A 22,973-nucleotide genomic window follows, 5' to 3' on the forward strand; every position below is an offset into this window, starting at 1 on the left:
GAGCCTCTTCAACAGCCGATCAGATCAGCTTGCGTTCGCGCAGCAGGCCTACCACCTGCTCAACGCAGCCTTCCAGATCCAGCTCGGCGGTGTTGAGTACCAGGTCGGCATCGGTCGGCGCTTCATACGGGAAGGACACACCCGGAATGGTGCCCTCGACGTTGGCCGCGTAGATACCGGACGGGTCACGCTGCTGACAGACGTCCAGCGGAGTATCCAGATGCACCAGCAGGCAGCGATTGCCGAGGATATGACGTGCAGTCGCGCGGCTTTCTTCGGTCGGTGCAACAAAGGCGCCAATGGCAATCAGGCCCGCTTCGTTCATCTGACGCGCAATACGCGCGCCCTTGTGCAGGTTTTCGGCACGGCCGGCAGCGTCCATCGGCAGGCCTTTGCTCAGATCCTGACGCATGACCTTGCCGTCCAGCACATAACAGGCACGGCCGCCGTCGAACAGCTTGCGCTCCAACGCGTAAGCAATGCTGCTCTTGCCTGAGCCGGACAGACCGGTGAACAGCAGGGTCACCGGCTCCTGACCAAAGCGCTCGGCGCGCTCCTGCGGTGTGACGTGAGCAAAGCGGCCGTGTTGGCTGCCGCTGCTGTTCTGGTTGCCCTGGGCCTTGGCGACGATCATGCCCGCGCCCACGGTGCCATTGGTCATGCGGTCGATGACGATAAAGGCGCCAGAGGTATGGTTGCTCTGATAGTCGTCAAAGGCGATCGGGCGCTCAAGCGCGACCTGTACACGACCGATTTCGTTCAGCGCCAGCTCGGCCGCTGGCTGTTGCTCCAGCGTATTGACGTCAATGCGATGCTGAATGCGGGTAAAGGACGCCGGGCTATAGCTGGTAGCGCGCTTGATATCGTACTTGCGGCCGGGCTGCATCGGCTGCTCAGCCATCCACACCAGGGTCGCTTCAAACTGATCACCGATCAGCGGGCGGTTGTCCGCGTGGCACAGCATGTCGCCGCGGGAGATATCGATTTCGTCTTCCAGCGTCAGCGTCACTGCCTGACCGGGACCCGCCTCTTCCAGCTCACCATCAAAGGTGACGATGGATTTGACGCGGCTGCCCTTGCCCGATGGCAATACAGTCAGCTCATCGCCCTTGCGCACCACACCCGAGGCGATGGTGCCGGCAAAGCCGCGGAAGTTCAGGTTCGGGCGGGTTACCAGCTGGACAGGGAAACGCAGGTCGGTGGTGTTGCGATCGCTGGCGATCTCGACGGTTTCCAGAATCTCCATCAGCGAGGGACCGGTGTACCAGGGGCTACGCTCGCTGCGATTGACCACGTTGTCGCCCTTGAGCGCCGACATCGGTACAAACTGCACCTTGTCGCCGTCCAGCAGTTCCAGACCGCTGGCGAACTGCAGGTAGTCTTCGCGAATCTTGTCGTAAACGGTCTGATCGAAATCCATCAGGTCCATCTTGTTGACCGCAACCACGATGTGCTTGATGCCCAGCAGGGATGCGATAAAACTGTGGCGCTTGGTCTGGGTCTGCACGCCGTAGCGGGCGTCGATCAGGATGATTGCCAGATCACAGGTGGAGGCACCGGTCGCCATGTTGCGGGTGTACTGCTCATGGCCGGGGGTGTCGGCGATGATGAACTTGCGCTTGGCGGTGGAGAAGTAGCGGTAGGCCACGTCGATGGTGATGCCCTGCTCACGCTCGGCCTGCAGACCGTCAACCAGCAACGCCAGATCCACCTCTTCACCCGTGGTGCCGGACTTCTTGGAGTCACGGGTGATGGCTTCCATGTGATCTTCATAGATCATCTTGGAGTCGTGCAGCAGACGCCCAATCAGCGTGCTCTTGCCGTCGTCGACGTTACCGCAGGTCAGAAAGCGCAGCAGTTCCTTGCGTTCGTGCTGGCTCAGGTAGGCCAGGATGTCCTGGCTGATCAGATCGGATTGATGCGACATCTATCAAAGCTCCAAGCTGCAAGCTGCAAGCGACAAGCGGTCCCTGCAGCTATTCGGTAATTCGGTTAATCAAGCCTGTCAGCATGCGCGACAGCTCGCGGGTCTCACTGATCCAGTGTGTGGCCAGTGTCAATTCCAGAAACTCTATCTCCTGCCCCACCATCAACTGGGTTCGCACCTCAGCGCATGAGCCTTTGGCGACGCTGAGAAAATACCGCTTCTCGGCGTTGCCTCCACGCTCCATCCCCTCGGCAATATTGCTGGGAATAGACAGCGCGGCCCGCGTCAGCTGGTTGCGAAACCCGTAATCGGGGCAGTTTGCCAGCGCTCTGTACATGGCAACAGACAACGCCTTTCCACGCTGCCACACTTCAAGCCGTTCGAAATCCATCAGCAACCTCCTTGTTGCCTGCTCAAGCAGCCCTCCAAAGCGACTCAGACTGGCTTGTCGCTTACAGCTTGAGGCTTGCGGCTTTAGAAATAACCCTGCCTCTTCTTCTCTTCCATCGACCCAGCCGAGTCGTGATCGATGACGCGGCCCTGGCGTTCGGAGGTGCGGGTGAGCAGCATTTCCTGGATGATTTCCGGTAGCGTGGCGGCGCTGGATTCGACCGCGCCGGTCAGCGGGTAGCAACCCAGGGTACGGAAGCGGACCATTTTCATTTCCGGGGTCTTGCCGTCCAGCGGCATGCGGTCGTCGTCGACCATGATCAGCGAGCCGTTGTATTCGACAACCGGACGTTCAGCGGCGAAGTACAGCGGCACAATCGGGATGCTTTCCAGATAGATGTATTGCCAGATGTCCAGCTCGGTCCAGTTCGACAGCGGAAACACGCGGATGCTTTCACCCTTGTGTACCTTGCCGTTGTAGATATTCCACAGCTCGGGGCGCTGGTTTTTCGGGTCCCAGCGGTGATGCTTGTCGCGGAAGGAGTAGACGCGCTCCTTGGCGCGGGATTTTTCTTCATCACGACGCGCACCACCAAAGGCCGCGTCAAAGCCGTACTTGTCCAGCGCCTGTTTCAGGCCCTGGGTTTTCATCACGTCGGTGTGCACCGCGCTGCCGTGGGTGAAGGGGTTAACGCCCTGCGCCAGGCCTTCGGGGTTCTGGTGCACCAGCAGGTCAAGATCCATTTCCTTGACCATCTTCTCGCGGAACTCGTACATCGCCTGAAACTTCCAGCCGGTGTCCACGTGCAGCACGGGGAACGGCAGACGACCCGGATAGAAGGCCTTGCGCGCCAGGTGCAGCATGACTGCGGAGTCTTTACCGATCGAATAGAGCATGACCGGGTTCTGGAACTCGGCCGCCACTTCACGAATGATGTGAATGCTCTCGGCTTCCAGTTGTTTCAGGTGAGTCAGTTTTTCCAGCATGGTGTACTCGCGTTGAATGGGTAACGGCCCTGCGGCCCAATTCGACTGCCGCGCATTGTATCAAAGGCTATTTTTTATAATAAGCGGACTATCAAGAACCATCGGCTATAAGCATATGAAAAACTTAGCGGCAAGCGGCAAGCGGCAAGCGCAATCAGGGTGAGTGCCCCGGCAAGGCCGTCACGCGTTTTCTGCAGCTCTGTCTAACCTCGCCTCTCCTCAAGCCAAACACCGCGCCACTCAGCCGCACGAGTTTTGCTTGTGGCTTGTGGCTTGTGGCTTGTGGCTTGCGGCTTGCGGCTTGCGGCTTGCGGCTCAGCGCTCCGCGCTGAGCTACACCGGATTATCGATGTCAATAAACTGATGCTCGATGCCAAAGGTCGCCGCCAGATGGTCGCCGAGCGCCTTGGCGCCATAGCGCTCGGTGGCGTGGTGGCCGGCGGCGTAGAAGTGGATGCCGTTTTCACGGGCGGCGTGGACGGTCGGTTCGGAGACTTCGCCGGTGATGAAGGCGTCAACGCCGAGGGCGATGGCTTTATCGATGTAGCCCTGGGCGGCACCGGTGCACCAGGCGATGCGCTTGACCGGGCGCTCGTGGCCGGCAATAAACAGCGGCTCGCGCTGCAGGCGCTCGGCCAATTGCTGGGCCAGTGCGTCGCCGCTGCAGGGCTCTGGCAGCTCGCCGGTCAGCCCCACGGAGCGCGGGTTGTGCGGCTCCAGGCCGCCGCTGATCTGCCAGCCCATCAGCTGCGCCAGTTGCGCGTTGTTACCCAGCTCGGCATGCACATCCAGCGGCAGATGGTAGGCCATCAGGTTGATGTCATGCTGCAACAGCGCCTTGAGACGTCGATGCTTGATACCCACAACCTGCGCCGCTTCACCCCGCCAGAAGTAGCCGTGATGCACCAACAGCAGGTCAGCACCGGCCTCCACTGCGGCATCCACCAACGCCTGGCTGGCGGTGACGCCGCTGACAATCAGACGGATCTCGTTGCGGCCCTCTACCTGCAAACCGTTAGGGCAGTAATCCTGGAAGCTGCCGCTGTCGAGCAGTTCATTGCAGTAGCGCAGCAGCTTGTCGCGTTCGACCATAGGGCCTCCGATTGGGGTGTGTGCGGCGCATTATTGTCCGGTGTCCGACGAGCGGTTACAAGGCGGGGGTGATCGACCACGCCGGTGCGCACCACAACCCTGCATTATCTGTCCCGAGTCCGTATAATGCCGCAGGATTCGGCCCTCAGTGGCCAGCACAGACGACGGGCAGGATTTTCATGAAAGAACTGTTACGCAGCATGGGTTGGCCTGTGGTCTGCGGCGTACTGCTGGCGCTGCTGATCATTCAACAGTTCCCCGAATGGCTCGGCCTGCCGGCGCACGATATTGTCCTGCGCGAAGTGTCAGAACCCCGCTCGAACATGGGCCTGGTGTCTTACAGCCGCGGGGTTGAGCGCGCCTCCCCGGCCGTTGCCAACATCTATACCAGCAAAGCTGCCGACGGCACGATGCGAGACTACTCCGACAGCCTGAGCAGCCCCAATCCGACGCAATCCAGCCTGGGCTCTGCGGTCATCCTCAACCCTGAGGGCTACCTGCTGACCAACAACCACGTGATTGCCGGCGCGGATGAAATCCAGGTAGCGCTGAAAGACGGTCGGGAGGCTCTCGCCACGGTGATTGGCGCAGACCCGGAAACCGACCTGGCGGTGCTCAAGATCGACCTGCCCAACCTGCCCTCGATCACCATCGACTCACGCGACCAGCAACGCATTGGCGACGTGGTCATGGCCATCGGCAATCCCTTTGGTCTGGGGCAGACCGTGACCATGGGCATCATTAGCGCCACCGGCCGCAACCAGCTCGGGCTCAATACCTATGAAGACTTTATTCAGACCGATGCAGCGATTAACCAGGGCAACTCCGGCGGTGCGCTGATTGATGCCGAGGGCAACCTGATCGGTATCAACACCGCCATCTTTTCCCAGGCTGGCGCGGCGCAGGGCATTGGCTTTGCGATTCCGGTGCAGTTGGCCGTTGAGGTCATGCAGGCGATTATCCAGCACGGTCACGTCATTCGCGGCTGGCTGGGGGTGGCGGTACAACCGATGACGCCAGAGCTGGCCGAGTCTTTCGGGCTGGAGGTAAGCCAGGGCATTGTGGTGACCAGCCTGTACCGGAACGGCCCGGCCTGGAACGCCGGCCTGCTGCCGGGCGATGTGATTTTGCGCATCAATGACCAGCCCACCACCAGCGGCCGGCAAGCCATGAATCAGGTGGCGCGTGCCAAGCCGGGCGACAGGATCGAGCTGGAGGTGCTGCGCAGCGGCCAGCCCGTCAACCTGAGTGCCGAAGTGGCCGTGCGCCCCTCCTTCCAGAACTGACGCGCGCCGCAAGGCGCGCTTACAGCACCTCGTCCAGGGCCGCCAGCAAGGCCTTGTTCTGCGCCTCGGTGCCGATGGTGATACGCAAAAACTGATCGATGCGCGGCAGCCGAAAATGCCGCACGATCACCCGCCGCTCACGCAGCCCTTGGGCCAGTTCGGCTGCATCGCGTTGAGTGTGGCGGGCAAACACGAAGTTGGCCTGCGACGGCAACACCTCAAACCCACGCTCCGTGAGCGCCTCGGCCAGACTCTCGCGACTGCGTATGACCGCCTGACGCGTCTGGTTGAACCAGCTCTGGTCCTGGAAAGCGGCGACCGCACCCGCAATCGCCAGACGGTCGAGCGGGTAGGAGTTGAAGCTGTTCTTGATACGCTCCAGCGCCTCGATCAGGTCCGCATGACCAACCGCCAAGCCGACCCGCAGGCCCGCCAGCGAGCGCGACTTGGACAGGGTCTGGGTGACCAGCAGGTTCGGGTAACGATCCACCAGGGTGATGGCGGTTTCGGCACCAAAATCGACGTAGGCCTCATCCACCACCACCACCGAATCCGGGTTGGCGTCGAGAATCTGCTCGATCTGCTCCAGCGCCAGCGCGACGCCGGTCGGAGCGTTCGGGTTTGGGAAGATGATGCCGCCATTGGCCTGGCGGTAGTCCGCCGGGTCGATGCTGAAATCGTCACGCAGCGGCTGCGGAGCGGCCTCGATACCGTACAGGCCGCAATACACCGGGTAGAAGCTGTAGGTGATGTCCGGGTAGAGCACCGGACGGCCGTGCTGAAACAGGCCGTGGAAGATATGCGCCAACACCTCGTCCGAGCCGTTGCCGACGAACACCTGCGCGGTATCCACCCCGTAGTAGCCGGCGATCTCGTCTTTCAGCGCATCGGCGTTGGGCGCCGGATACAAACGCAGGCTGTCATTCAGCTCCGCCTGAATCGCATCCACCACCCGCGGCGACGGCCCGTAGGGATTCTCGTTGGTATTGAGCTTGACCAGGTTCTCGACCTTGGGCTGCTCACCCGGTACGTAAGGCACCAGGTCGTTGACAAAGGGACTCCAGAAACGACTCACGGGCAATCCTCGATTGAGCTACAAGCGGCAAGCCGCAAGCTTCAAGCCAACCCCGGCGAGCTGAGTCTGCACAACTCAGCTTGTCGCTTGCAGCTTGAAGCTTGCCGCTAGTTCTTAATGCGGTACTCCGCGCTGCGCGCGTGGGCGGTCAGGCTTTCGCCGCGGGCCAGTACCGACGCGGTTTTGCCCAGCTCCGAGGCCCCTTCCGGCGAGCAGAAGATGATCGAGGAGCGCTTCTGGAAGTCGTAGACGCCCAGCGGCGAGGAGAAACGCGCGGTACCGGACGTCGGCAAGACGTGGTTGGGGCCGGCGCAGTAATCGCCCAGTGCCTCGGGGGTGTAACGCCCCATGAAGATGGCACCAGCGTGGCGCACATGCGGCAACAGTGCTTCCGGATCGGCCACCGACAGCTCAAGGTGCTCCGGTGCAATACGGTTGGTCAACACACAGGCCTGCTGCAGATCATCCACCTTGATCAGCGCGCCGCGGGTCTCCAGCGAGACACGGACGATGGCGTCGCGCTCCAGCTCACCAATCAGCCGATTCAGGCTGGCTTCAACCGCATCCAGGAAGCCAGCATCCGGCGACAGCAGTATGGACTGAGCGTCTTCATCGTGCTCGGCCTGCGAGAACAGGTCCATGGCAATCCAGTCAGGGTCGGTCTGACCGTCGCAGACCACCAGAATCTCGGACGGGCCGGCGATCATGTCGATACCGACCTGACCGAACACCGCGCGCTTGGCGGTGGCGACATAGATGTTGCCGGGGCCGACGATCTTGTCGACCTGCGGTACGCTTTCCGTGCCGTAAGCCAACGCCGCAACGGCCTGTGCACCGCCGATGGTAAACACGTGGTCAACCCCGGCCAGACAGGCCGCCGCCAGCACCAGTTCGTTGATTTCACCACGCGGGGTCGGCACGACCATGACCACTTCCGGCACACCGGCGACCTTGGCAGGAATGGCGTTCATCAGTACTGACGACGGGTAGGATGCCTTGCCGCCCGGCACGTACAAACCGACGCGATCCAGCGGCGTGATCTGCTGACCCAGCACGGTGCCATCGGCCTCGGTGTAGCGCCAGGAGTCCTGGCGCTGATGTTCGTGGTAGCTGCGCACCCGCTCGGCAGCTACCGCCAGCGCTTCGCGCTGCTCGGGGGTAATCCGCTCGAGGGCCAGCTCCAGACGTTTACGATCGAGAATCAGATCAGCCATGCTGTCCACAGACAGGCCGTCAAACCGCTCGGTGTACTCGACCAAGGCGGCGTCACCATTAGCGCGCACGGCGGCAATGATTTCTTCGACGCGGTCGTTGACCGCCTTGTCAGAGACCCCTTCCCAGGCCAACAAAGCATCCAGATGCTCGGCAAAATCGCTCTGATTGGCGTTCAGACGGGCGATTTTCAACGGCGTACTCATAGGGATACCTTCATGGAAACAGGGAAACGGGTTCAGAGTCAGAATCAGGCACTGCGGCGTTCGACAGCCTCGGCCAGCAGGTCGATCAAGCTTTTGATGCGTGCATGCTTCATCTTCATCGAAGCCTTGTTGACGATCAAGCGCGAACTGATGTGGGCGATCAGCTCCTGCGGCTCCAGACCATTGGCCTTGAGCGTATTGCCGGTGTCGACGACATCGATGATTTTGTCCGCCAGGCCAACCAGCGGTGCCAGCTCCATCGACCCGTACAGTTTGATCACATCAACCTGACGGCCCTGTTCGGCATAATAGCGACGCGCAACGTTGACGAACTTGGTCGCGACCTTCAGGCGACCGGTCGGCTCCGGCGCATCCACCGGGCCCGCGGTCATCAGCTTGCAGTTGGCAATTTTCAGATCCAGCGGCTCGTACAGCCCCTGGCTGCCGTATTCCAGCAGCACGTCCTTGCCGGCCACCCCCAGGTCGGCGGCGCCGTGCTCCACGTAGGTCGGTACATCCGTGGCGCGCACAATCAGCAGGCGAACAGTCGGGTCAGTGGTCGGAAAAATCAGCTTGCGGCTCTTTTCCAGATCCTCGGTCAGCTCGATACCGGCCTCTTTGAGCAGTGGCAAGGTATCGTCAAGGATGCGCCCCTTGGACAGGGCAATGGTCAGGGTCTGGCTCATGAAAGTTCTCTGTCAGGCTGGGACCCGGCGGATGATACCGCCCAGGGCTTGCAGCTTCTCTTCAATACATTCGTAACCGCGATCAATGTGGTAGATGCGATCGACCATGGTGTCGCCCTCTGCTACCAGACCTGCAATCACCAGGCTGGCGGAGGCGCGCAGGTCCGTGGCCATCACCGGCGCCGCCTTCAACTGCTCTACACCGGTGACAACGGCGGTATTACCCTCGACCAGGATACGCGCGCCCATGCGGTTCATTTCCTGAACGTGCATGAAGCGGTTTTCGAAAATGGTTTCAATCACGGTGCCGGTACCTTCGGCAACCGCGTTCATGGCAACAAACTGGGCCTGCATGTCAGTCGGAAACGCCGGATAAGGGGCGGTCTTCAGGTTGACGGCACGCGGTCGATTGCCCTTCATGTCCAGCTCGATCCAGTTCTTGCCGGTCTCGATATGGGCGCCCGCCTCTTCCAGCTTGAGCAGCACAGAATCGAGAATGCCGGCGTCGGTGCCCTTGAGCTTGACCCGACCGCGCGTTGCCGCAGCGGCAACCAGAAAGGTGCCGGTTTCAATGCGGTCAGGCATCACCGAATAACGTGCGCCATGCAGGCGCTCGACGCCGTGCACGGTGATGGTATCGGTGCCGTGACCGGTAATTTGCGCGCCCATGGCGATCAGGCATTCAGCCAGGTCCACCACTTCAGGCTCGCGCGCCGCGTTTTCGATGACCGACTTGCCCTTGGCCAGCGTCGCCGCCATCAGGATGTTCTCGGTGCCGGTCACACTCACGGTATCAAATAGGAAGTGCGCGCCGCGCAGGCCACCCTCGGGCGCCTTGGCCTTGATGTAGCCGCCATCTACGGTAATGGTTGCCCCCATGGCCTCCAGGCCACGGATGTGCAGGTCAACCGGACGCGAGCCAATCGCGCAGCCGCCCGGCAGCGCCACTTCGGCCTCACCAAAATGCGCCACCATCGGCCCCAGCACCAGAATCGAGGCACGCATGGTCTTGACCAGCTCGTAGGGTGCCACCAGCGTACTGATACGGGTGGGGTCGACTTCGACACCCAGGCGCTCATCAATGACCGGGCAGACTCCCATGCGACCGAACAATTCGATCATGGTGGTGATGTCGTGCAGATGCGGCAGGTTGGAGATGGTGACAGGTTCATCCGCCAGCAGCGTGGCAGCGAGGATCGGCAGAGCCGAGTTCTTGGCTCCGGAAATCCAGATTTCCCCGTCCAGGCGATTGCCGCCGGTGATGATCAGTTTGTCCATTTGCGGTACGTACTCCAGACCTCAGGCGCGCGACGCCCAGGCCTCTTGGGTGTAGAACTTCATGGTAACGGCGTGGATACGACCGTCGGCAATGTAGGGGTTAAGCAGTGCGTACACCTGCTGCTGACGCTTGACCGGCGAGAGCGCGGCCAGCGAATCGCTGATCAGGTTGAGCTGGAAGTTGCAGCCTTCACCCTCCACTTCGACCCGGGTGTCAGACAGGCTGCTTTCGATCAGCGTTTTAACTTCGGTAGATTGCATCTTGCTGAATACTCCTTGCGGCGCACCGCGACTGCGATACACCCTGTTCGATTAGGTTGGCGCCTGAGTGTGCTGCTGCAGCCAGTCTTCCAGGTCGCACACCCGCGCCATGCTCTGCACGCCAGCGGGCAAAGCACGGACCTGCAGCTCACGGGCGCTGCGCGACGCCTGTTCGGCCACCCGCAGCAGCAGCGACAGCGCCACGCTATTGGCTTGGGTTACCTGGGCAAAATCCAGCACCAACGGCCCCTGGCCCGACTCGACGGCGGCCAGCAATTGCTCGCGTAGCAGCGGTGCGCTGACAAAGTCCAGCTCGCCGGCCAGCTGCAACACGCCGTCGGCATCGACCTGCAGGCGCGCCTGACTCACTGCTCGGTCTCTTTTTCAACGGTCTCGCGGGACTGGGCAACCACGCTGCCCCAGTTGTCGATGACCGCATCCAGGTCGTTGCGATGGGTTTTCATCGCCTGGGCGAACTGGTCACGAAACAGCAGGCCAATATTAATGCCTTCAACAATCACATTGCGCACCTTCCACTGGTCATCCACCAGCGACATGGTATAGGTGGCAGAGTAGACCTGACCATCACCAGCCTTGACCTGCATGTCGACGCTCGCGCGATCCGGACGTGGCTCGCGGCTGTTGGCCGGCAGCACGCTGATCTCACCACTCTGGAAGTCCAGCAGGGCGTTGCCATAGAACTGCACCATGCTGCGCTTGAAGGTATCGATAAAACGCTGCATCTGCTCATCGGTGGCACTGCGGCTGTAGCGCACGGTCATTACGCTGCGGGCGATACCATCAAAGTCGACGACCGGCTCCAGCACTTCGTTCAGACCTTCGGTAAAGGCCTCGACATCGTTACGGTAGGTTTCGCGGTTGGCGTCCAGCACCGCCATAACCTTGTTGGATGTATCCTCGACAATTTGCTGAGGGGTCGCGTTGGCGTGCGCCAGAGCCGGCAGCAGCAGACCCAGGGCGACGAAGGCATTGATGATCGAACGCATAACTTGTTTCTCCTGAAAGGCCGACCGGGATCAGTCGTCCTTGCTTACCGTATTGAGCAGGAACCGACCAATCAGTTCCTCCAGCACCAGTGCCGACTGCGTGTCGTACAGCTCGCTGCCATCCACCAGCAGCTCGTCGTCGCCACCGACCGAGATACCCACGTACTTCTCTCCCAGCAGGCCGGCGGTGAGGATCGAGGCAGTGCTGTCAGCCGGCAAGGTGTCGACCTTGCTGTCAATCGCCAAGTCTACCCGCGCGCTGTAACGGTTCTTGTCGAAGCTGATGGCTGTCACCTGACCAATGGTCACGCCGGACATGGTGACCTTGGCGCGCGGCGTCAGCCCCGCGACATTGTCGAAGTAGGCATGTACGCTGTAGGTGCTGCCGGTGCTGGTGGCCGTCAGGCCGCTGACGCGCACCGCCAATACCGCCAACGCAAGCAAGCCGGCAAGAATAAAGACGCCGACAATCAGTTCCAGGTTACGGGTACGCATGACAGGTTCCTTGGCTAATCAAAACATCAGTGCAGTCAGAATAAAGTCCAGCCCCAGCACAGCCAGCGAGGCGTAAACCACGGTACGCGTGGTCGCCCGGCTGATGCCTTCGGAGGTTGGCTCGCAGTCGTAGCCCTGGAACACGGCGATCCAGGTCACGACAAAGGCAAAGACCACGGCCTTGATCAGGCCGTTCAACACATCCTCGGTAAACTCGACCGAGTTCTGCATGTTCGACCAGTAGGACCCGGAATAGACGCCCAGCCAGTCAACCGCAACCATCGCACCGCCCCATATACCGACAACGCAGAACACCATCGCCAGCAGTGGCATCGAGATAAAGCCAGCCCACAGACGCGGGGCAATAACGTACTTGAGCGGGTCGACACCGATCATTTCCATGCTCGACAACTGCTCGGTGGCTTTCATCAGGCCGATCTCGGCAGTCAATGCCGAGCCTGCACGCCCGGCGAACAGCAAGGCGGTAACCACCGGTCCCAGTTCGCGCAGCAGCGTGAGGGCAACCATCTGGCCGACCGCCTGCTCCGAGCCGTAGCCGACCAGGATGTTGTACCCCTGCAGGGCCAGCACCATACCGATAAACAGCCCCGACACCACGATGATCGCCAGCGACATCACGCCCACGGCGTGCAGTTGCTTGACCAGCAGTGTCCAGCCATTGCCGAAGCGGGCACGACCAAACAGCACATTGACCAGAAACAGGCCCGAGCGACCCAGCGCGGCCAGCGTATCCAGACCTGCCCGTCCGAGCAGTACCACCCTGTCGACCAGGCTCACGCGTCTTTCTCCGTCTGCATCAAGTCCTGCACATAGTTCTGTGCCGGGTAGTGGAAAGGCACCGGACCGTCCGGCTCACCCTGCATAAACTGGCGAATGCGCGGGTTGTCAGAGTTCATCAGCTCCTCTGGCGTACCCTGCCCCAGCACCTGCCCGTCGCCGACCACATACAGGTAGTCGGCAATGCTGGCGGTTTCCGCCAGGTCGTGGGAGACCACAATACTGGTCAGCCCCATCGCATCGTTGAGCAGGCGAATCAGACGCACCAGCACCCCCATGGAAATCGGGTCCTGGCCGACAAACGGCTCGTCGTACATCATCAACGCCGGATCCAGCGCAATCGCACGCGCCAACGCCACCCGTCGCTTCATGCCGCCGGACAGTTCATCCGGCATCAAGGCGCGCGCACCGCGCAACCCCACGGCCTCGAGTTTCAGCAACACAATGTCACGAATCATGTCTTCGGGCAGGTCGGTGTGAACGCGCAGCGGGAAGGCGACGTTCTCGAAAACGTCCAGATCAGTAAACAATGCACCGCTTTGGAACAACATGCCCATGTGCTGACGGGCGGCAAATAGCTGCTCACGACCCAGCTCGGGAATATTCTGTCCATCCACCCAGATAGAACCGCTATCCGGGCGCAACTGAGCACCGATCAGACGCAGCAACGTGGTCTTGCCGCAGCCTGAAGGCCCCATGATACCGGTCACCTTGCCGCGCGGAATGCGAATATCCACGTTGTCGAAGATCACCCGGCTACCGCGCCGAAAGGTAATGTTCTTCAGCTCAACTATATAATCCGACGCGTCATTCATGGGGTGCCTGGGCCTTTAACGGTCATGCCCAGTCCTAGGGCAAAATCAAGCCGCGTAATATAGCAGAGCGCCGAGAGCAGCCCAAGCCGCGAATGCGGGGGATACCCCGAACCGGGGATAATCCCTCAGGCTTCGTTGTCCATGGGTGAGTTGGCGAAGACAAACCGCTATACTTGCCGGCTCAGCGACCACCGACAGACATTCCATGGCCGATTTTGACTACATAGCCTCTGCCCGCCGCACCATCAGCATGGAACGCGACGCCGTCGATTCCCTGCTGCAGCGCCTGGGTGCCCCCTTCAGTACCGCCTGTGACACCCTGCTCGCCTGCCGCGGCCGCGTAGTGGTGACCGGCATGGGCAAATCCGGCCATGTCGGGCGCAAGCTGGCCGCCACGCTGGCCAGTACCGGCACACCGGCATTCTTTGTTCACCCCGGTGAAGCCAGCCACGGCGACATGGGGATGATTACCGCCGAGGACGTGGTCATTGCGCTGTCCAACTCCGGCAATACCGCCGAAGTGGTCACCCTGCTGCCCTTGATCAAGCGTCTGGGCGCGCCCTTGATCAGCCTGACCGGCAATGCCGAGTCAACCCTGGCGCTGGCCGCCGTGGCCAATCTGGACACCGGCGTCGAGCAGGAAGCCTGCCCGCTCAACCTGGCCCCCACGTCCAGCACCACCACCGCCCTGGTCATGGGCGATGCACTTGCCATCGCCCTGCTTGAGGCCCGCGGCTTCAGCGCCGAAGACTTTGCCTTCTCGCACCCCGGTGGCAGCCTCGGCCGCCGCCTGTTGCTGCTGGTCGACGACATCATGCACAGTGGCGACAGCATGCCGCTGGTACGCCCGGACGTGCCGCTGCGCGACGCGCTGCTGGAGATGACCCGCAAGGGCCTGGGCCTGACCGGCATTGAGGACGAGCAGGGCGAGCTGGTTGGCATCTTTACCGACGGCGACCTGCGCCGCACCCTGGATCAAAACATCGACTTTCAGCGTGTCAGCATCGGCGAACTGATGACCCGTGGCAGCAAGACTGCCCGTGCCGGCATGCTGGCCGCCGAAGCCCTGAAGATAATGGAAGACGCGCGCATCAACGGCCTGTTTGTGATCGACAGCAACGGCCGCCCGGTGGGCGCCCTGAATATGCATGACCTGCTGCGCGCGGGGGTAGTGTGAGCCAGAACATGGACAAACTGCATGAACGTGCCCGGGCAATCCGCCTGGCCATCTTTGACGTTGACGGCGTACTGACCGACGGCCGTCTGTATTTCATGCCCGATGGCACCGAGTTCAAGTCTTTCAATACCCTCGACGGCCACGGTATCAAGATGCTGATGGCCTCAGGCGTGGAGACAGCCATCATCAGCGGGCGCAAATCGCCGCTGGTCGAGCGCCGCGCCGCCAACCTGGGCATCAAGCACCTGATCCAGGGCCGCGAGGACAAACTCACCGCACTGAACGAGCTGCGCCAGATCATCCCGGTTGAGATGCATCAGATCGCGCACCTGGGCGACGACCTGCCAGACCTGCCGGTCATGCGTCGGGTCGGCCTGGGGATGGCCGTCGCCAGCGCCGATGGTTTTGTGCGCGAACACGCCCACGGCGTTACCCGTGCCGTCGGCGGCGCAGGTGCCGCGCGCGAGTTCTGCGAGCTGATCATGCACGCCCAGGGCACGCTCGAACAGGCACAGGCAGCCTACCTGTGAAGCTGGGGCTGCCGCGCTACCTGACCCTTGGCCTGCTGCTGGCTGCCGGCGCCGCGCTGGCGCTGGCCGTGGGCTACTGGAACATCAGCCCGGGCAGCTTTGCGCCGGCGGACGTCGAGCAAAGCAACGCCCGCCCCGACTTTTATATCGACAACGCACGCATCCAGATGCTGGACGAGCAAGGCAAGATTGCCTACCAGTTGACCGCCGCACATGCGGTGCACCAGATCGAAGACGGCAGCACCCGTCTGCAGCAGCCTGAACTGCTGTTCTTCCGCGGCGAGAACCCGACGCCCTGGCTACTCAAAGCCGACCAGGGACTGGTTACGCAAAAGGGAGACCGGGTAGACCTCGAAACCGACGTACTGCTGCAACAACAACCCGATGGTCAGCCGCAGCGACAGCTGACCACCTCGGCGCTCACCCTGTATCCACGTCGTGACTACGCCGAAACCGATCAACGCGTTAGAATCGAGGCCGCTCGCAGTGTGACCACTGCCGAGGGCATGCAACTATTTCTCAATGACGGCCGCTTGCAGCTGCTGTCCACAGTAAGAGGCCAATATGAGGTGCGTTAACTCCCTCCTTGCCCTGACCCTGCTGGCTGGCTGCGCCACCCACGCCCTCGCGCTGCCGAGCGACAGCAGTCAGCCGATTCGTATCCAGGCTGACTCAGCCACCCTGGACGACAAGCGCAACACCGCCGTATATACCGGCAACGTGATCATCACCCAGGGCAGCATGCGCCTGACTGGCGGTCGCGTCACGCTGAGCACCAATGCCAACGGCGAGCTGAACAGCATGGTCACCCACGGCAGCCCGGCGACCTATCAGCAGACACCGGAAGCAGAAAAGCCACCGGTCAAGGCGCGCGCGCAAACCATCGAGTATCACGCTGATCGCGAGACCATCATCCTGATTCAGGAGGCCTTTCTGGAGCAGTCAGGCAATACCTTCCAGGGCGACTATGTCAGCTATGACATACCGCGCCAAGTGGTCGATGCCGGCCGTGGCGGCGAAAGCGCCAACGGCGGCCAGAGCGGCGGCGGACGCATCGAGATCGTCATCCAGCCGCGCAGCCGTGGCAACGACAGCAGCAACGAAGAGCCGGCCACACCATGACCACCCTGCACGCCCAACACCTGGCCAAGGCCTACAAGGCACGCAAGGTCGTGCGCGACGTGTCAGTCTCCATCGACAGCGGCCAGGTGGTCGGCCTGCTTGGCCCTAACGGCGCCGGCAAGACTACCTGTTTCTACATGATTGTCGGGCTGGTCAAGGCAGACCAGGGCACGGTCACCATCAACGGTAAAGACGTCACCCGTCTGCCCATGCACGGTCGCGCCCGCGAGGGCATCGGCTACCTCCCGCAGGAAGCCTCGATCTTTCGCAAGCTGACGGTGGCCGACAACATCATGGCCATCCTCGAAACCCGCAAGGACCTGAACCGCCAGGCCCGAGAAGGCAAGCTGGAATCGCTGCTGCGCGAATTTCACATTCACCACCTGAGCGACAGCCTCGGCATGAGCCTGTCCGGTGGCGAGCGACGGCGCGCCGAGATCGCCCGCGCCCTGGCCACCGACCCCAGCTTTATCCTGCTCGACGAGCCCTTTGCGGGCGTCGACCCGATCTCCGTCGGCGACATCAAACAGATCATCCAGCACCTCAAGGACAAGGGCATCGGCGTACTGATCACCGATCACAATGTGCGCGAAACCCTGGATATCTGTGACAAGGCGTACATCGTCAACGATGGCCACATCATCGCCGAAGGGGATGCCGAGACCGTGCTGGCTGACCAGACGGTGAAAGATGTATACCTGGGCCATGCCTTCCGGCTATAAAAGCCCCCGTATTTCAGGCATGCTACCGGCAAATGGACATCAGCATGTCCAAACCAACGGTTTGAACCAGCGCACAAGGTATTTCGCAACACAATGAAACCCTCGCTCGTCCTCAAGATGGGGCAGCAGCTGACCATGACACCTCAGCTGCAGCAGGCCATCCGACTGCTTCAGCTGTCCAGTCTCGACCTCCAGCAGGAGGTACAGGAGGCCTTGGAAGCCAACCCCATGCTGGAAATGGCCGATGAGGGTGACGACGACTACAGCAGCAACGCCAGCGCCGATAGCGGCGACGATGATGCACCGGCGGTGACTCTGCCCGAGCCGGTCTCGATGGACTCCATCGACCAGCACACCCAGGGTGATCAGGAAGGCAACTGGAACGAAGCCATCCCCAACGAGCTGCCGGTCGACACCCAGTGGGAAGACGTTTACCAGACCTCCGCCAGCTCCCTGCCCAGCCAGGATGACGAAGACTGGGACTACACCTCGCGCACTGGCACCGGCGAGACGCTGCAGAGCCACCTGGAGTGGCAGCTCAATCTGCTGCCCATGTCCGAGACCGACTACCAGATCGCTACCGCGCTGATCGACGGCATCAACGCCGACGGTTACCTCGAAGAGTCACTCGAGGATATCCTCGCCTCCCTGCCCGAAGAGCTGGAAGCCGAGCTCGATGAAGTGGAGATGGTGCTGCACCGCATCCAGCAGTTCGAACCGGTTGGTGTAGGCGCCCGTGACCTGCGCGAATGCCTGTTGCTGCAGATCCGCCAGCTGCCGGACGACACACCGATGCTGGAGCAAGCTACCCGGGTGATCCGCGATCATCTGGAACTGCTCGGCAACCGCGACTTCACCCAGCTGATGCGCCGCAGCAAGCTGAAGGAAGAGCAGCTCAGAGACGCCATCAGCCTGATCCAGACACTCAACCCCCGCCCCGGCTCGGAAATCGCCTCGGGCGAGGCGGAGTACGTCATTCCCGACGTCATCGTGCGCCGCGACAGCCACCGCTGGGTGGTCGAGCTGAACCAGGACGCGGTACCCAAGGTGCGCGTCAACGGTCACTATGCGTCCATGGTCCGCCGCGCCGACTCCAGCGAAGACAACACCTACCTGCGCAACAATTTGCAGGAGGCGCGCTGGTTCATCAAAAGCCTGCAAAGCCGCAACGAAACCCTGATGAAGGTGGCCACCCAGATCGTCGAGCACCAGCGCGGCTTTCTGGAGCACGGCGAAGAAGCCATGAAACCACTGGTGCTGCATGACATTGCCGAGGCCGTCGGCATGCATGAGTCGACCATCTCGCGGGTCACCACGCAAAAGTACATGCACACTCCGCGCGGTATCTTTGAGCTCAAGTACTTCTTCTCCAGTCACGTCGGGACCAGCGAAGGTGGAGAATTCTCCTCCACAGCAATCCGCGCACTGATCAAAAAGCTGGTTGCAGCAGAAAACCCAAAGAAACCATTGAGTGACAGCAAGATCGCTGGTTTACTGGAAGAGCAGGGCATCGAAGTGGCCCGCCGGACCATCGCAAAGTACCGCGAGTCGCTCAATATCGCGCCATCGAGCGAACGCAAGAGACTGGTCTAGCGCCTGCCGACCGGTTGTCGGTCAAGGCAAAGATCCAGTTCAGGGATCATGCAGTGGCACCACCGGGTGACGGAAGATCACCCTGCAACAACAAGCCAATCAGGAGACGCCGTATGCAACTGAACATTAGCGGTCACCAACTCGACATCACTGACGCACTGCGCGATTACGTCACTGAGAAAATGGCCCGTCTGGAGCGGCATTTCGACAAGATCACCAACGTCCAGGTCACCCTCGAAGTTGAGAAACTCCGGCAAAAGGCCGAAGCCACACTGCACATCGCCGGTGGCGAGGTAGTAGCCCTGGCTGAGCACACCGATATGTACGCCGCCATCGACATGCTGACCGACAAGCTTGATCGCCAACTGATCAAGCACAAGGAAAAGCACATTGACCGCCAACAAGGCGCAAACGTCCGATAACACTGCGCCAACATGCAAATTGACCATATCCTGACCCCTGAACGCACCTTCTCCGGCGTTCAGGGGGGATCCAAAAAACGTGTGCTGGAGCTGATCGGCAAACTGGTTGCCCAGCACACCAACCTGGATCCTGACGCCATCTATGAAAACCTGATTGCCCGCGAGAAGCTCGGCTCAACCGGCTTCGGCAACGGCATCGCCATTCCCCACTGTCGTCTCGAAGACTGTCACCAGGCCATCGGCGCGCTGTTGCAGCTGGACGGCAAGATTGACTTCGATGCCCTGGACGGCCAGCCCGTGGACCTGATCTTCGTCCTGCTGGTCCCCCAAGAGGCCACTGAACAACATTTGCAGATCCTCAAGATGCTGGCCGGCAAGCTGGACCGGGCCGATCTCCGCGACGCCCTGCGTGCTGCGCCGGACGCCGACGCGCTGTACCACGTCATGGTCAACGACGGCGACGGAGGCTGACCATGCGCTTGATTGTCGTCAGCGGCCGTTCCGGCTCGGGTAAAAGTACCGCCCTGCACCTGCTGGAAGACAACGGTTTCTACTGCATCGACAATCTTCCCGCCGGCCTGCTACCGGAGTTGGCCCGCCAGGCCAGCCTCAATGACTTCAGCGTGCCCGACGTTGCTATCAGCATCGATGCCCGTAACCTGCCCAACGACCTGGCGCGCTTCCCTCAGCTGCTGAAGGAAGTACGCGATGCCGGTGTGCAGTGCGACATCCTGTTTCTCGCGGCCAGAGACGAAGTGCTGATCAAGCGCTTTTCCGAAACCCGCCGCAAGCATCCGCTGACCGACGACCAGCTGTCATTGGGCGAGGCACTGGCTCAGGAACTGAAAATACTTGAGCCGATCATCGATTTGGCCACGCTCAAGGTCGATACCAGCCACCTCAACCTTTACCAGCTGCGCGACCAGCTGAAGCAGCGCCTGCTGGGTGCCCAGGGTAGTCAGCCGTCGGTGCTGATTCAGTCCTTCGGTTTCAAACGAGGGGTACCGACCGACGCCGACCTGGTGTTCGATGTACGCTGCCTGCCCAACCCCTACTGGATGCCTGATCTGCGCGCCTACTCTGGCCGCGACCAGCCCGTGCGCGACTATCTGGCCGCTCAGCCCGAGGTCGAGGACATGTTTCAGGATATCGTCTACTATCTGCGCAAGTGGCTGCCGCGCTATGCTGCCAGCGAGCGCAGCTACATGACGATCGCTGTTGGTTGCACCGGCGGCCATCACCGCTCTGTCTATATTGCCGAGCGCCTGGTCGAGGCCCTCGGCCGCACAACACCGAACCTTCTGATCCGTCACCGCGACCTGCCCTGATGCCCAACACCCGCGTCCTCATCATCAACAAGCTCGGCTTGCACGCCCGCGCCGCCGCCAAATTTGTTGGCGTTGCCAATCAATATGGTTGCAAGGTCGGCATCGGGCTGGATGAGAACGATCAGGTGGACGGCAAAAGTATCATGCAGGTAATGATGCTGGCCGCCAGCAAAGGCACCGAGGTCTGTATCAGCTGCGAGGGCGACCAGGCCGACGAAGCCATGGCCGCCCTGCTGGCGCTGATCAACGATTATTTCGGGGAAGGGGAATAGGGCAAACGGCAAACGGCAAACGGCAAACGGCAAACGGCAAACGGCAAACGTAATCAGAGTGTGTTCGGCGGCTAGGCCGTCAAGTGCTTCTCAGTTTTTTTGCTGCCATGCGCAGCCAAAAGAAAACCCGCGCAACTCAAAGCCCCGCGGGTTTTACTTGCAGCTTGAAGCTTGCGGCTAGACAGTAGGGGGCGCTACGCGCCCCCTACTGTCATCCCATCCACCAACCAACTACCCGTCAGATAGTTACCGCGGCGCTCGACGTCGGAGCCGACGCAGCGCAGATTGGCGTACATGTCGCGCAGGTTACCGGCAATGGTGACTTCGCTGACCGGGTACTGGATTTCGCCGTTCTCGACCCAGAAGCCACCGGCGCCGCGGGAGTAATCGCCGGTGACGCCATTCACGCCCTGCCCCATCAACTCGGTCACCAGCAGGCCGGTGCCCATTTCCTTGAGCAGCACATCCAGGTCGCCAGCATTGCTGCTGACCTGCAGGTTGTGTACGCCACCCGCGTTGGCGGTACTGGGCAAGCCCAGCTTGCGACCGGAGTAGGTGCTCAATAGCCAGCTGGTCAGGCGGCCCTGATCGATAAACGCCTGTTCACGGGTTTGCAGTCCATCGCCATCAAAGGCTGAGCTACCCAGCCCCTGAAGAAGATAGGGCGTTTCGTGCATGCGCATCCAGTCAGGGAAGACCGGCTGCCCCATGGCATCCAGCAGGAAAGTAGACTCACGATAGACTGCGCCGCCGGAGATGGCGCCAAACAAATGACCAACCAGACCGGCGGCCTGATCGGCGGCGAACAGCACTGGCACCTTGGCGGTTTTCACCGAGCGTGGCTGCAGACGCGCGAGCGTGCGCTGGGCGGCTTTATGACCGACCGACTGCTCGCTGGCCAGCCGCTCGGGCACGCGATCCACGGCATACCAGTAGTCGCGCTGCATGCCCTGCTCTGACGAGGCAATGAGAATGGCGGCACTGCTGTGTCGGCTGCTCAACGCGCTACCGATGAAGCCATGACTGTTGCCGTATACCCGACAGCCCTGCTGAGTGCTGATCTGCGCGCTGTCGCTTACCAGGCGCGGATCGACATCCAGCGCCGCCGCTTCCAGCCGCAATGCACGCTCGATGGCGTCCTCGGCGCTCAGCTGCCAAGGGTGGAACAGATCCAGATCGGGCAGCTCGGCAGCCATCAGCTCGGCATCCGCCAGCCCGGCGCAGGGATCCTCGCTCGCGTGGCGGGCAATCACCAGGGCCGTCTCCACCGCCTTGATAATGGCTTCATCCGAGGTATCGGAGGTGCTCACGCTGCCCTTGCGCTGGCCCGCATAGAGTGTGATGGCAAAGCCCTGATCGCGATTGAACTCGACCGTTTCCACTTCACGGTTGCGCACACTGACCGATAGGCCGGTGTTCTGACTGACGCCGACTTCGCTGGCAGTCGCCCCCTGGCGCCGAGCTTCCTCGACAATAAAGGCCACCCGCTGCTCCAGCATCTCGCGCAGCGCCTGCGGACTTTCGGCTACGCTGGTTGTATTCGCGCTCATATCACCTCCAAAACAGAGGGCCATTGTAGCGAGCTTACCGGCAGACGCCACCACGCATTGGTCTCGCAACACCACAAAGGAGTATCATGTGCGGCCCGAAAGCCAGCTGTGCGGCACCGCCGACAGGAACACCATGACCGAATTTCACGAAGACGACGCGCTCGAACCCGAAGACGAGGGTAAAAGCAAAACCCAGATAAAGCGGGAAATGGATGCCCTGCAGGATCTGGGCAAGCGCCTGATCGCCCTCAAACCCGACCAGTTGGCCAAGCTGGAACTGACCGACAAGCTGCGTCTGGCGCTGGCCGAAGCACATCGGCATACCGCCCGGGGCGCACTCAAGCGTCACATGAGCTACGTCGGCAAGCTCATGCGTGACCAGGATGTGGAGCGTATCCAGCAATACGTTGATCTGCTCGACAGCGGCAGCCAGGCGCACAATCAGCACTTCCACCAGATTGAGCGCTGGCGTGACCGCCTGCTGACCGGCCGTGCGGACGAGCTGGAATTATTCATGCTCGCCTATCCCGACGCCGATCGTCAGCATCTGCGCCAACTGGTACGCCAGGCCAATCGAGAAGCCGAACAGAACAAGCCGCCAGCCGCAGCCCGCAAGCTGTTCAAGGCCATTCGCCTGCTGGCTGACGACGCTAAGGGGCTCTGAAGCGGCCGGTACTGGATCACAGCTCAGGGACACGCGCCCCACTCATCTTGGCGCTACGCGCCGACCGCTGCTAGGTTT

The 22,973-nt window shown here is 61.4% G+C and carries 27 protein-coding genes; 12 read left to right on the forward strand and 15 right to left on the reverse strand.

What is annotated here, in order from left to right; genetic code table 11:
* Nucleotides 1-19: 19 nt before the first annotated feature.
* The 4 genes from cysN to CNQ84_RS01500 all read right to left on the reverse strand — a co-directional run bounded on the left by cysN (nucleotide 20) and on the right by CNQ84_RS01500 (nucleotide 4,396).
* Nucleotides 20-1,927: a sulfate adenylyltransferase subunit CysN gene (gene cysN / locus CNQ84_RS01485; RefSeq protein WP_096003140.1), complete on the reverse strand. Its 1,908-nt coding sequence runs from the start codon at nucleotides 1,925-1,927 to the stop codon at nucleotides 20-22.
* Between the two features lie 49 nt (nucleotides 1,928-1,976).
* A complete protein-coding gene (locus CNQ84_RS01490; RefSeq protein ID WP_096003141.1) occupies nucleotides 1,977-2,318 on the reverse strand; it encodes a four helix bundle protein in 342 nt (113 codons plus the stop codon).
* Nucleotides 2,319-2,401: 83 nt separating this feature from the next.
* Nucleotides 2,402-3,304, reverse strand: a complete 903-nt coding sequence (gene cysD, locus CNQ84_RS01495; RefSeq protein ID WP_096003142.1) for a sulfate adenylyltransferase subunit CysD — start codon at nucleotides 3,302-3,304, stop codon at nucleotides 2,402-2,404.
* Nucleotides 3,305-3,637: 333 nt separating this feature from the next.
* The gene (locus CNQ84_RS01500; RefSeq protein WP_096003143.1) at nucleotides 3,638-4,396 is read right to left on the reverse strand and encodes a Nif3-like dinuclear metal center hexameric protein; all 759 of its coding nucleotides are present in this window, start codon (nucleotides 4,394-4,396) and stop codon (nucleotides 3,638-3,640) included.
* Nucleotides 4,397-4,575: 179 nt separating this feature from the next.
* On the opposite strand from CNQ84_RS01500, the gene CNQ84_RS01505 reads away from it, so the two are divergent.
* Entirely contained in the window at nucleotides 4,576-5,682 is a 1,107-nt protein-coding gene (locus CNQ84_RS01505) for a S1C family serine protease (RefSeq protein ID WP_096003144.1), read from the forward strand.
* 19 nt (nucleotides 5,683-5,701) lie between these two features.
* Here the strand turns inward: CNQ84_RS01505 and hisC are convergent, their stop codons facing one another.
* The 10 genes from hisC to CNQ84_RS01555 form a co-directional block, all read right to left on the reverse strand.
* A complete protein-coding gene (gene hisC, locus CNQ84_RS01510; RefSeq protein ID WP_096003145.1) occupies nucleotides 5,702-6,757 on the reverse strand; it encodes a histidinol-phosphate transaminase in 1,056 nt (351 codons plus the stop codon).
* A gap of 107 nt (nucleotides 6,758-6,864) precedes the next feature.
* Entirely contained in the window at nucleotides 6,865-8,175 is a 1,311-nt protein-coding gene (gene hisD, locus CNQ84_RS01515; protein ID WP_096003146.1) for a histidinol dehydrogenase, read from the reverse strand.
* Nucleotides 8,176-8,219: 44 nt separating this feature from the next.
* A complete protein-coding gene (gene hisG / locus CNQ84_RS01520; protein ID WP_096003147.1) occupies nucleotides 8,220-8,861 on the reverse strand; it encodes an ATP phosphoribosyltransferase in 642 nt (213 codons plus the stop codon).
* A gap of 12 nt (nucleotides 8,862-8,873) precedes the next feature.
* On the reverse strand, nucleotides 8,874-10,139 hold the full coding sequence (gene murA, locus CNQ84_RS01525; RefSeq protein ID WP_096003148.1) for a UDP-N-acetylglucosamine 1-carboxyvinyltransferase: 1,266 nt from the start codon (nucleotides 10,137-10,139) through the stop codon (nucleotides 8,874-8,876).
* Between the two features lie 21 nt (nucleotides 10,140-10,160).
* Nucleotides 10,161-10,400 (reverse strand): BolA family protein, encoded by a 240-nt coding sequence (locus tag CNQ84_RS01530; protein WP_096003149.1) that lies wholly within the window; start codon nucleotides 10,398-10,400, stop codon nucleotides 10,161-10,163.
* Between the two features lie 51 nt (nucleotides 10,401-10,451).
* A complete protein-coding gene (locus CNQ84_RS01535; RefSeq protein ID WP_096003150.1) occupies nucleotides 10,452-10,769 on the reverse strand; it encodes an STAS domain-containing protein in 318 nt (105 codons plus the stop codon).
* Nucleotides 10,766-11,407 carry an MlaC/ttg2D family ABC transporter substrate-binding protein gene (locus CNQ84_RS01540; protein ID WP_096003151.1) on the reverse strand — a complete coding sequence of 214 codons (642 nt, stop codon included), beginning with the start codon at nucleotides 11,405-11,407 and terminating at the stop codon, nucleotides 10,766-10,768. The genes CNQ84_RS01535 and CNQ84_RS01540 overlap by 4 nt, the downstream gene beginning before the upstream one ends.
* Nucleotides 11,408-11,437: 30 nt before the next feature.
* A complete protein-coding gene (mlaD, locus tag CNQ84_RS01545; protein ID WP_096003152.1) occupies nucleotides 11,438-11,902 on the reverse strand; it encodes an outer membrane lipid asymmetry maintenance protein MlaD in 465 nt (154 codons plus the stop codon).
* An 18-nt stretch (nucleotides 11,903-11,920) separates the two neighbouring features.
* Nucleotides 11,921-12,700 (reverse strand): lipid asymmetry maintenance ABC transporter permease subunit MlaE, encoded by a 780-nt coding sequence (mlaE, locus tag CNQ84_RS01550; RefSeq protein WP_096003153.1) that lies wholly within the window; start codon nucleotides 12,698-12,700, stop codon nucleotides 11,921-11,923.
* Complete coding sequence (locus CNQ84_RS01555; protein WP_096003154.1) at nucleotides 12,697-13,515, reverse strand: ATP-binding cassette domain-containing protein; 819 nt, start codon at nucleotides 13,513-13,515, stop codon at nucleotides 12,697-12,699. Before CNQ84_RS01555 ends, mlaE begins: the two co-directional genes overlap by 4 nt.
* A 205-nt stretch (nucleotides 13,516-13,720) precedes the next feature.
* Between CNQ84_RS01555 and CNQ84_RS01560 the strand changes: the two genes are divergently transcribed.
* The 10 genes from CNQ84_RS01560 (at nucleotide 13,721) to CNQ84_RS01605 (ending at nucleotide 20,681) form a co-directional block, all read left to right on the forward strand.
* Nucleotides 13,721-14,692, forward strand: a complete 972-nt coding sequence (locus CNQ84_RS01560; protein WP_096003155.1) for a KpsF/GutQ family sugar-phosphate isomerase — start codon at nucleotides 13,721-13,723, stop codon at nucleotides 14,690-14,692.
* 8 nt (nucleotides 14,693-14,700) lie between these two features.
* Nucleotides 14,701-15,222, forward strand: coding sequence for a KdsC family phosphatase (locus CNQ84_RS01565; RefSeq protein ID WP_096003156.1), 522 nt, complete (start codon nucleotides 14,701-14,703; stop codon nucleotides 15,220-15,222).
* A complete protein-coding gene (gene lptC, locus CNQ84_RS01570; RefSeq protein ID WP_165771199.1) occupies nucleotides 15,219-15,800 on the forward strand; it encodes an LPS export ABC transporter periplasmic protein LptC in 582 nt (193 codons plus the stop codon). The genes CNQ84_RS01565 and lptC overlap by 4 nt, the downstream gene beginning before the upstream one ends.
* A complete protein-coding gene (gene lptA / locus CNQ84_RS01575) occupies nucleotides 15,787-16,344 on the forward strand; it encodes a lipopolysaccharide transport periplasmic protein LptA (RefSeq protein ID WP_096003158.1) in 558 nt (185 codons plus the stop codon). Before lptC ends, lptA begins: the two co-directional genes overlap by 14 nt.
* The gene (gene lptB / locus CNQ84_RS01580; RefSeq protein WP_096003159.1) at nucleotides 16,341-17,066 is read left to right on the forward strand and encodes an LPS export ABC transporter ATP-binding protein; all 726 of its coding nucleotides are present in this window, start codon (nucleotides 16,341-16,343) and stop codon (nucleotides 17,064-17,066) included. The genes lptA and lptB overlap by 4 nt, the downstream gene beginning before the upstream one ends.
* Before the next feature lie 93 nt (nucleotides 17,067-17,159).
* On the forward strand, nucleotides 17,160-18,659 hold the full coding sequence (locus tag CNQ84_RS01585; RefSeq protein WP_096003160.1) for an RNA polymerase factor sigma-54: 1,500 nt from the start codon (nucleotides 17,160-17,162) through the stop codon (nucleotides 18,657-18,659).
* Between the two features lie 113 nt (nucleotides 18,660-18,772).
* Nucleotides 18,773-19,081 (forward strand): ribosome hibernation promoting factor, encoded by a 309-nt coding sequence (gene hpf, locus CNQ84_RS01590; protein WP_083728964.1) that lies wholly within the window; start codon nucleotides 18,773-18,775, stop codon nucleotides 19,079-19,081.
* Nucleotides 19,082-19,093: 12 nt separating this feature from the next.
* Nucleotides 19,094-19,552 carry a PTS IIA-like nitrogen regulatory protein PtsN gene (gene ptsN, locus CNQ84_RS01595; RefSeq protein WP_096003161.1) on the forward strand — a complete coding sequence of 153 codons (459 nt, stop codon included), beginning with the start codon at nucleotides 19,094-19,096 and terminating at the stop codon, nucleotides 19,550-19,552.
* A 2-nt stretch (nucleotides 19,553-19,554) separates the two neighbouring features.
* The gene (gene rapZ, locus CNQ84_RS01600) at nucleotides 19,555-20,409 is read left to right on the forward strand and encodes an RNase adapter RapZ (protein ID WP_096003162.1); all 855 of its coding nucleotides are present in this window, start codon (nucleotides 19,555-19,557) and stop codon (nucleotides 20,407-20,409) included.
* Complete coding sequence (locus tag CNQ84_RS01605; protein ID WP_096003163.1) at nucleotides 20,409-20,681, forward strand: HPr family phosphocarrier protein; 273 nt, start codon at nucleotides 20,409-20,411, stop codon at nucleotides 20,679-20,681. The genes rapZ and CNQ84_RS01605 overlap by 1 nt, the downstream gene beginning before the upstream one ends.
* Before the next feature lie 194 nt (nucleotides 20,682-20,875).
* Here CNQ84_RS01605 and pmbA read toward each other — a convergent pair whose 3' ends face one another.
* Nucleotides 20,876-22,231, reverse strand: a complete 1,356-nt coding sequence (pmbA, locus tag CNQ84_RS01610; RefSeq protein WP_096003164.1) for a metalloprotease PmbA — start codon at nucleotides 22,229-22,231, stop codon at nucleotides 20,876-20,878.
* 133 nt (nucleotides 22,232-22,364) lie between these two features.
* Between pmbA and yjgA the strand changes: the two genes are divergently transcribed.
* Nucleotides 22,365-22,895 carry a ribosome biogenesis factor YjgA gene (gene yjgA / locus CNQ84_RS01615; RefSeq protein ID WP_096003349.1) on the forward strand — a complete coding sequence of 177 codons (531 nt, stop codon included), beginning with the start codon at nucleotides 22,365-22,367 and terminating at the stop codon, nucleotides 22,893-22,895.
* The last annotated feature ends 78 nt before the right edge of the window (nucleotides 22,896-22,973 follow it).

This window comes from Pseudomonas abyssi (assembly GCF_002307495.1).
In the GTDB taxonomy this organism is placed as follows: Bacteria; Pseudomonadota; Gammaproteobacteria; order Pseudomonadales; family Pseudomonadaceae; genus Halopseudomonas; species Halopseudomonas abyssi.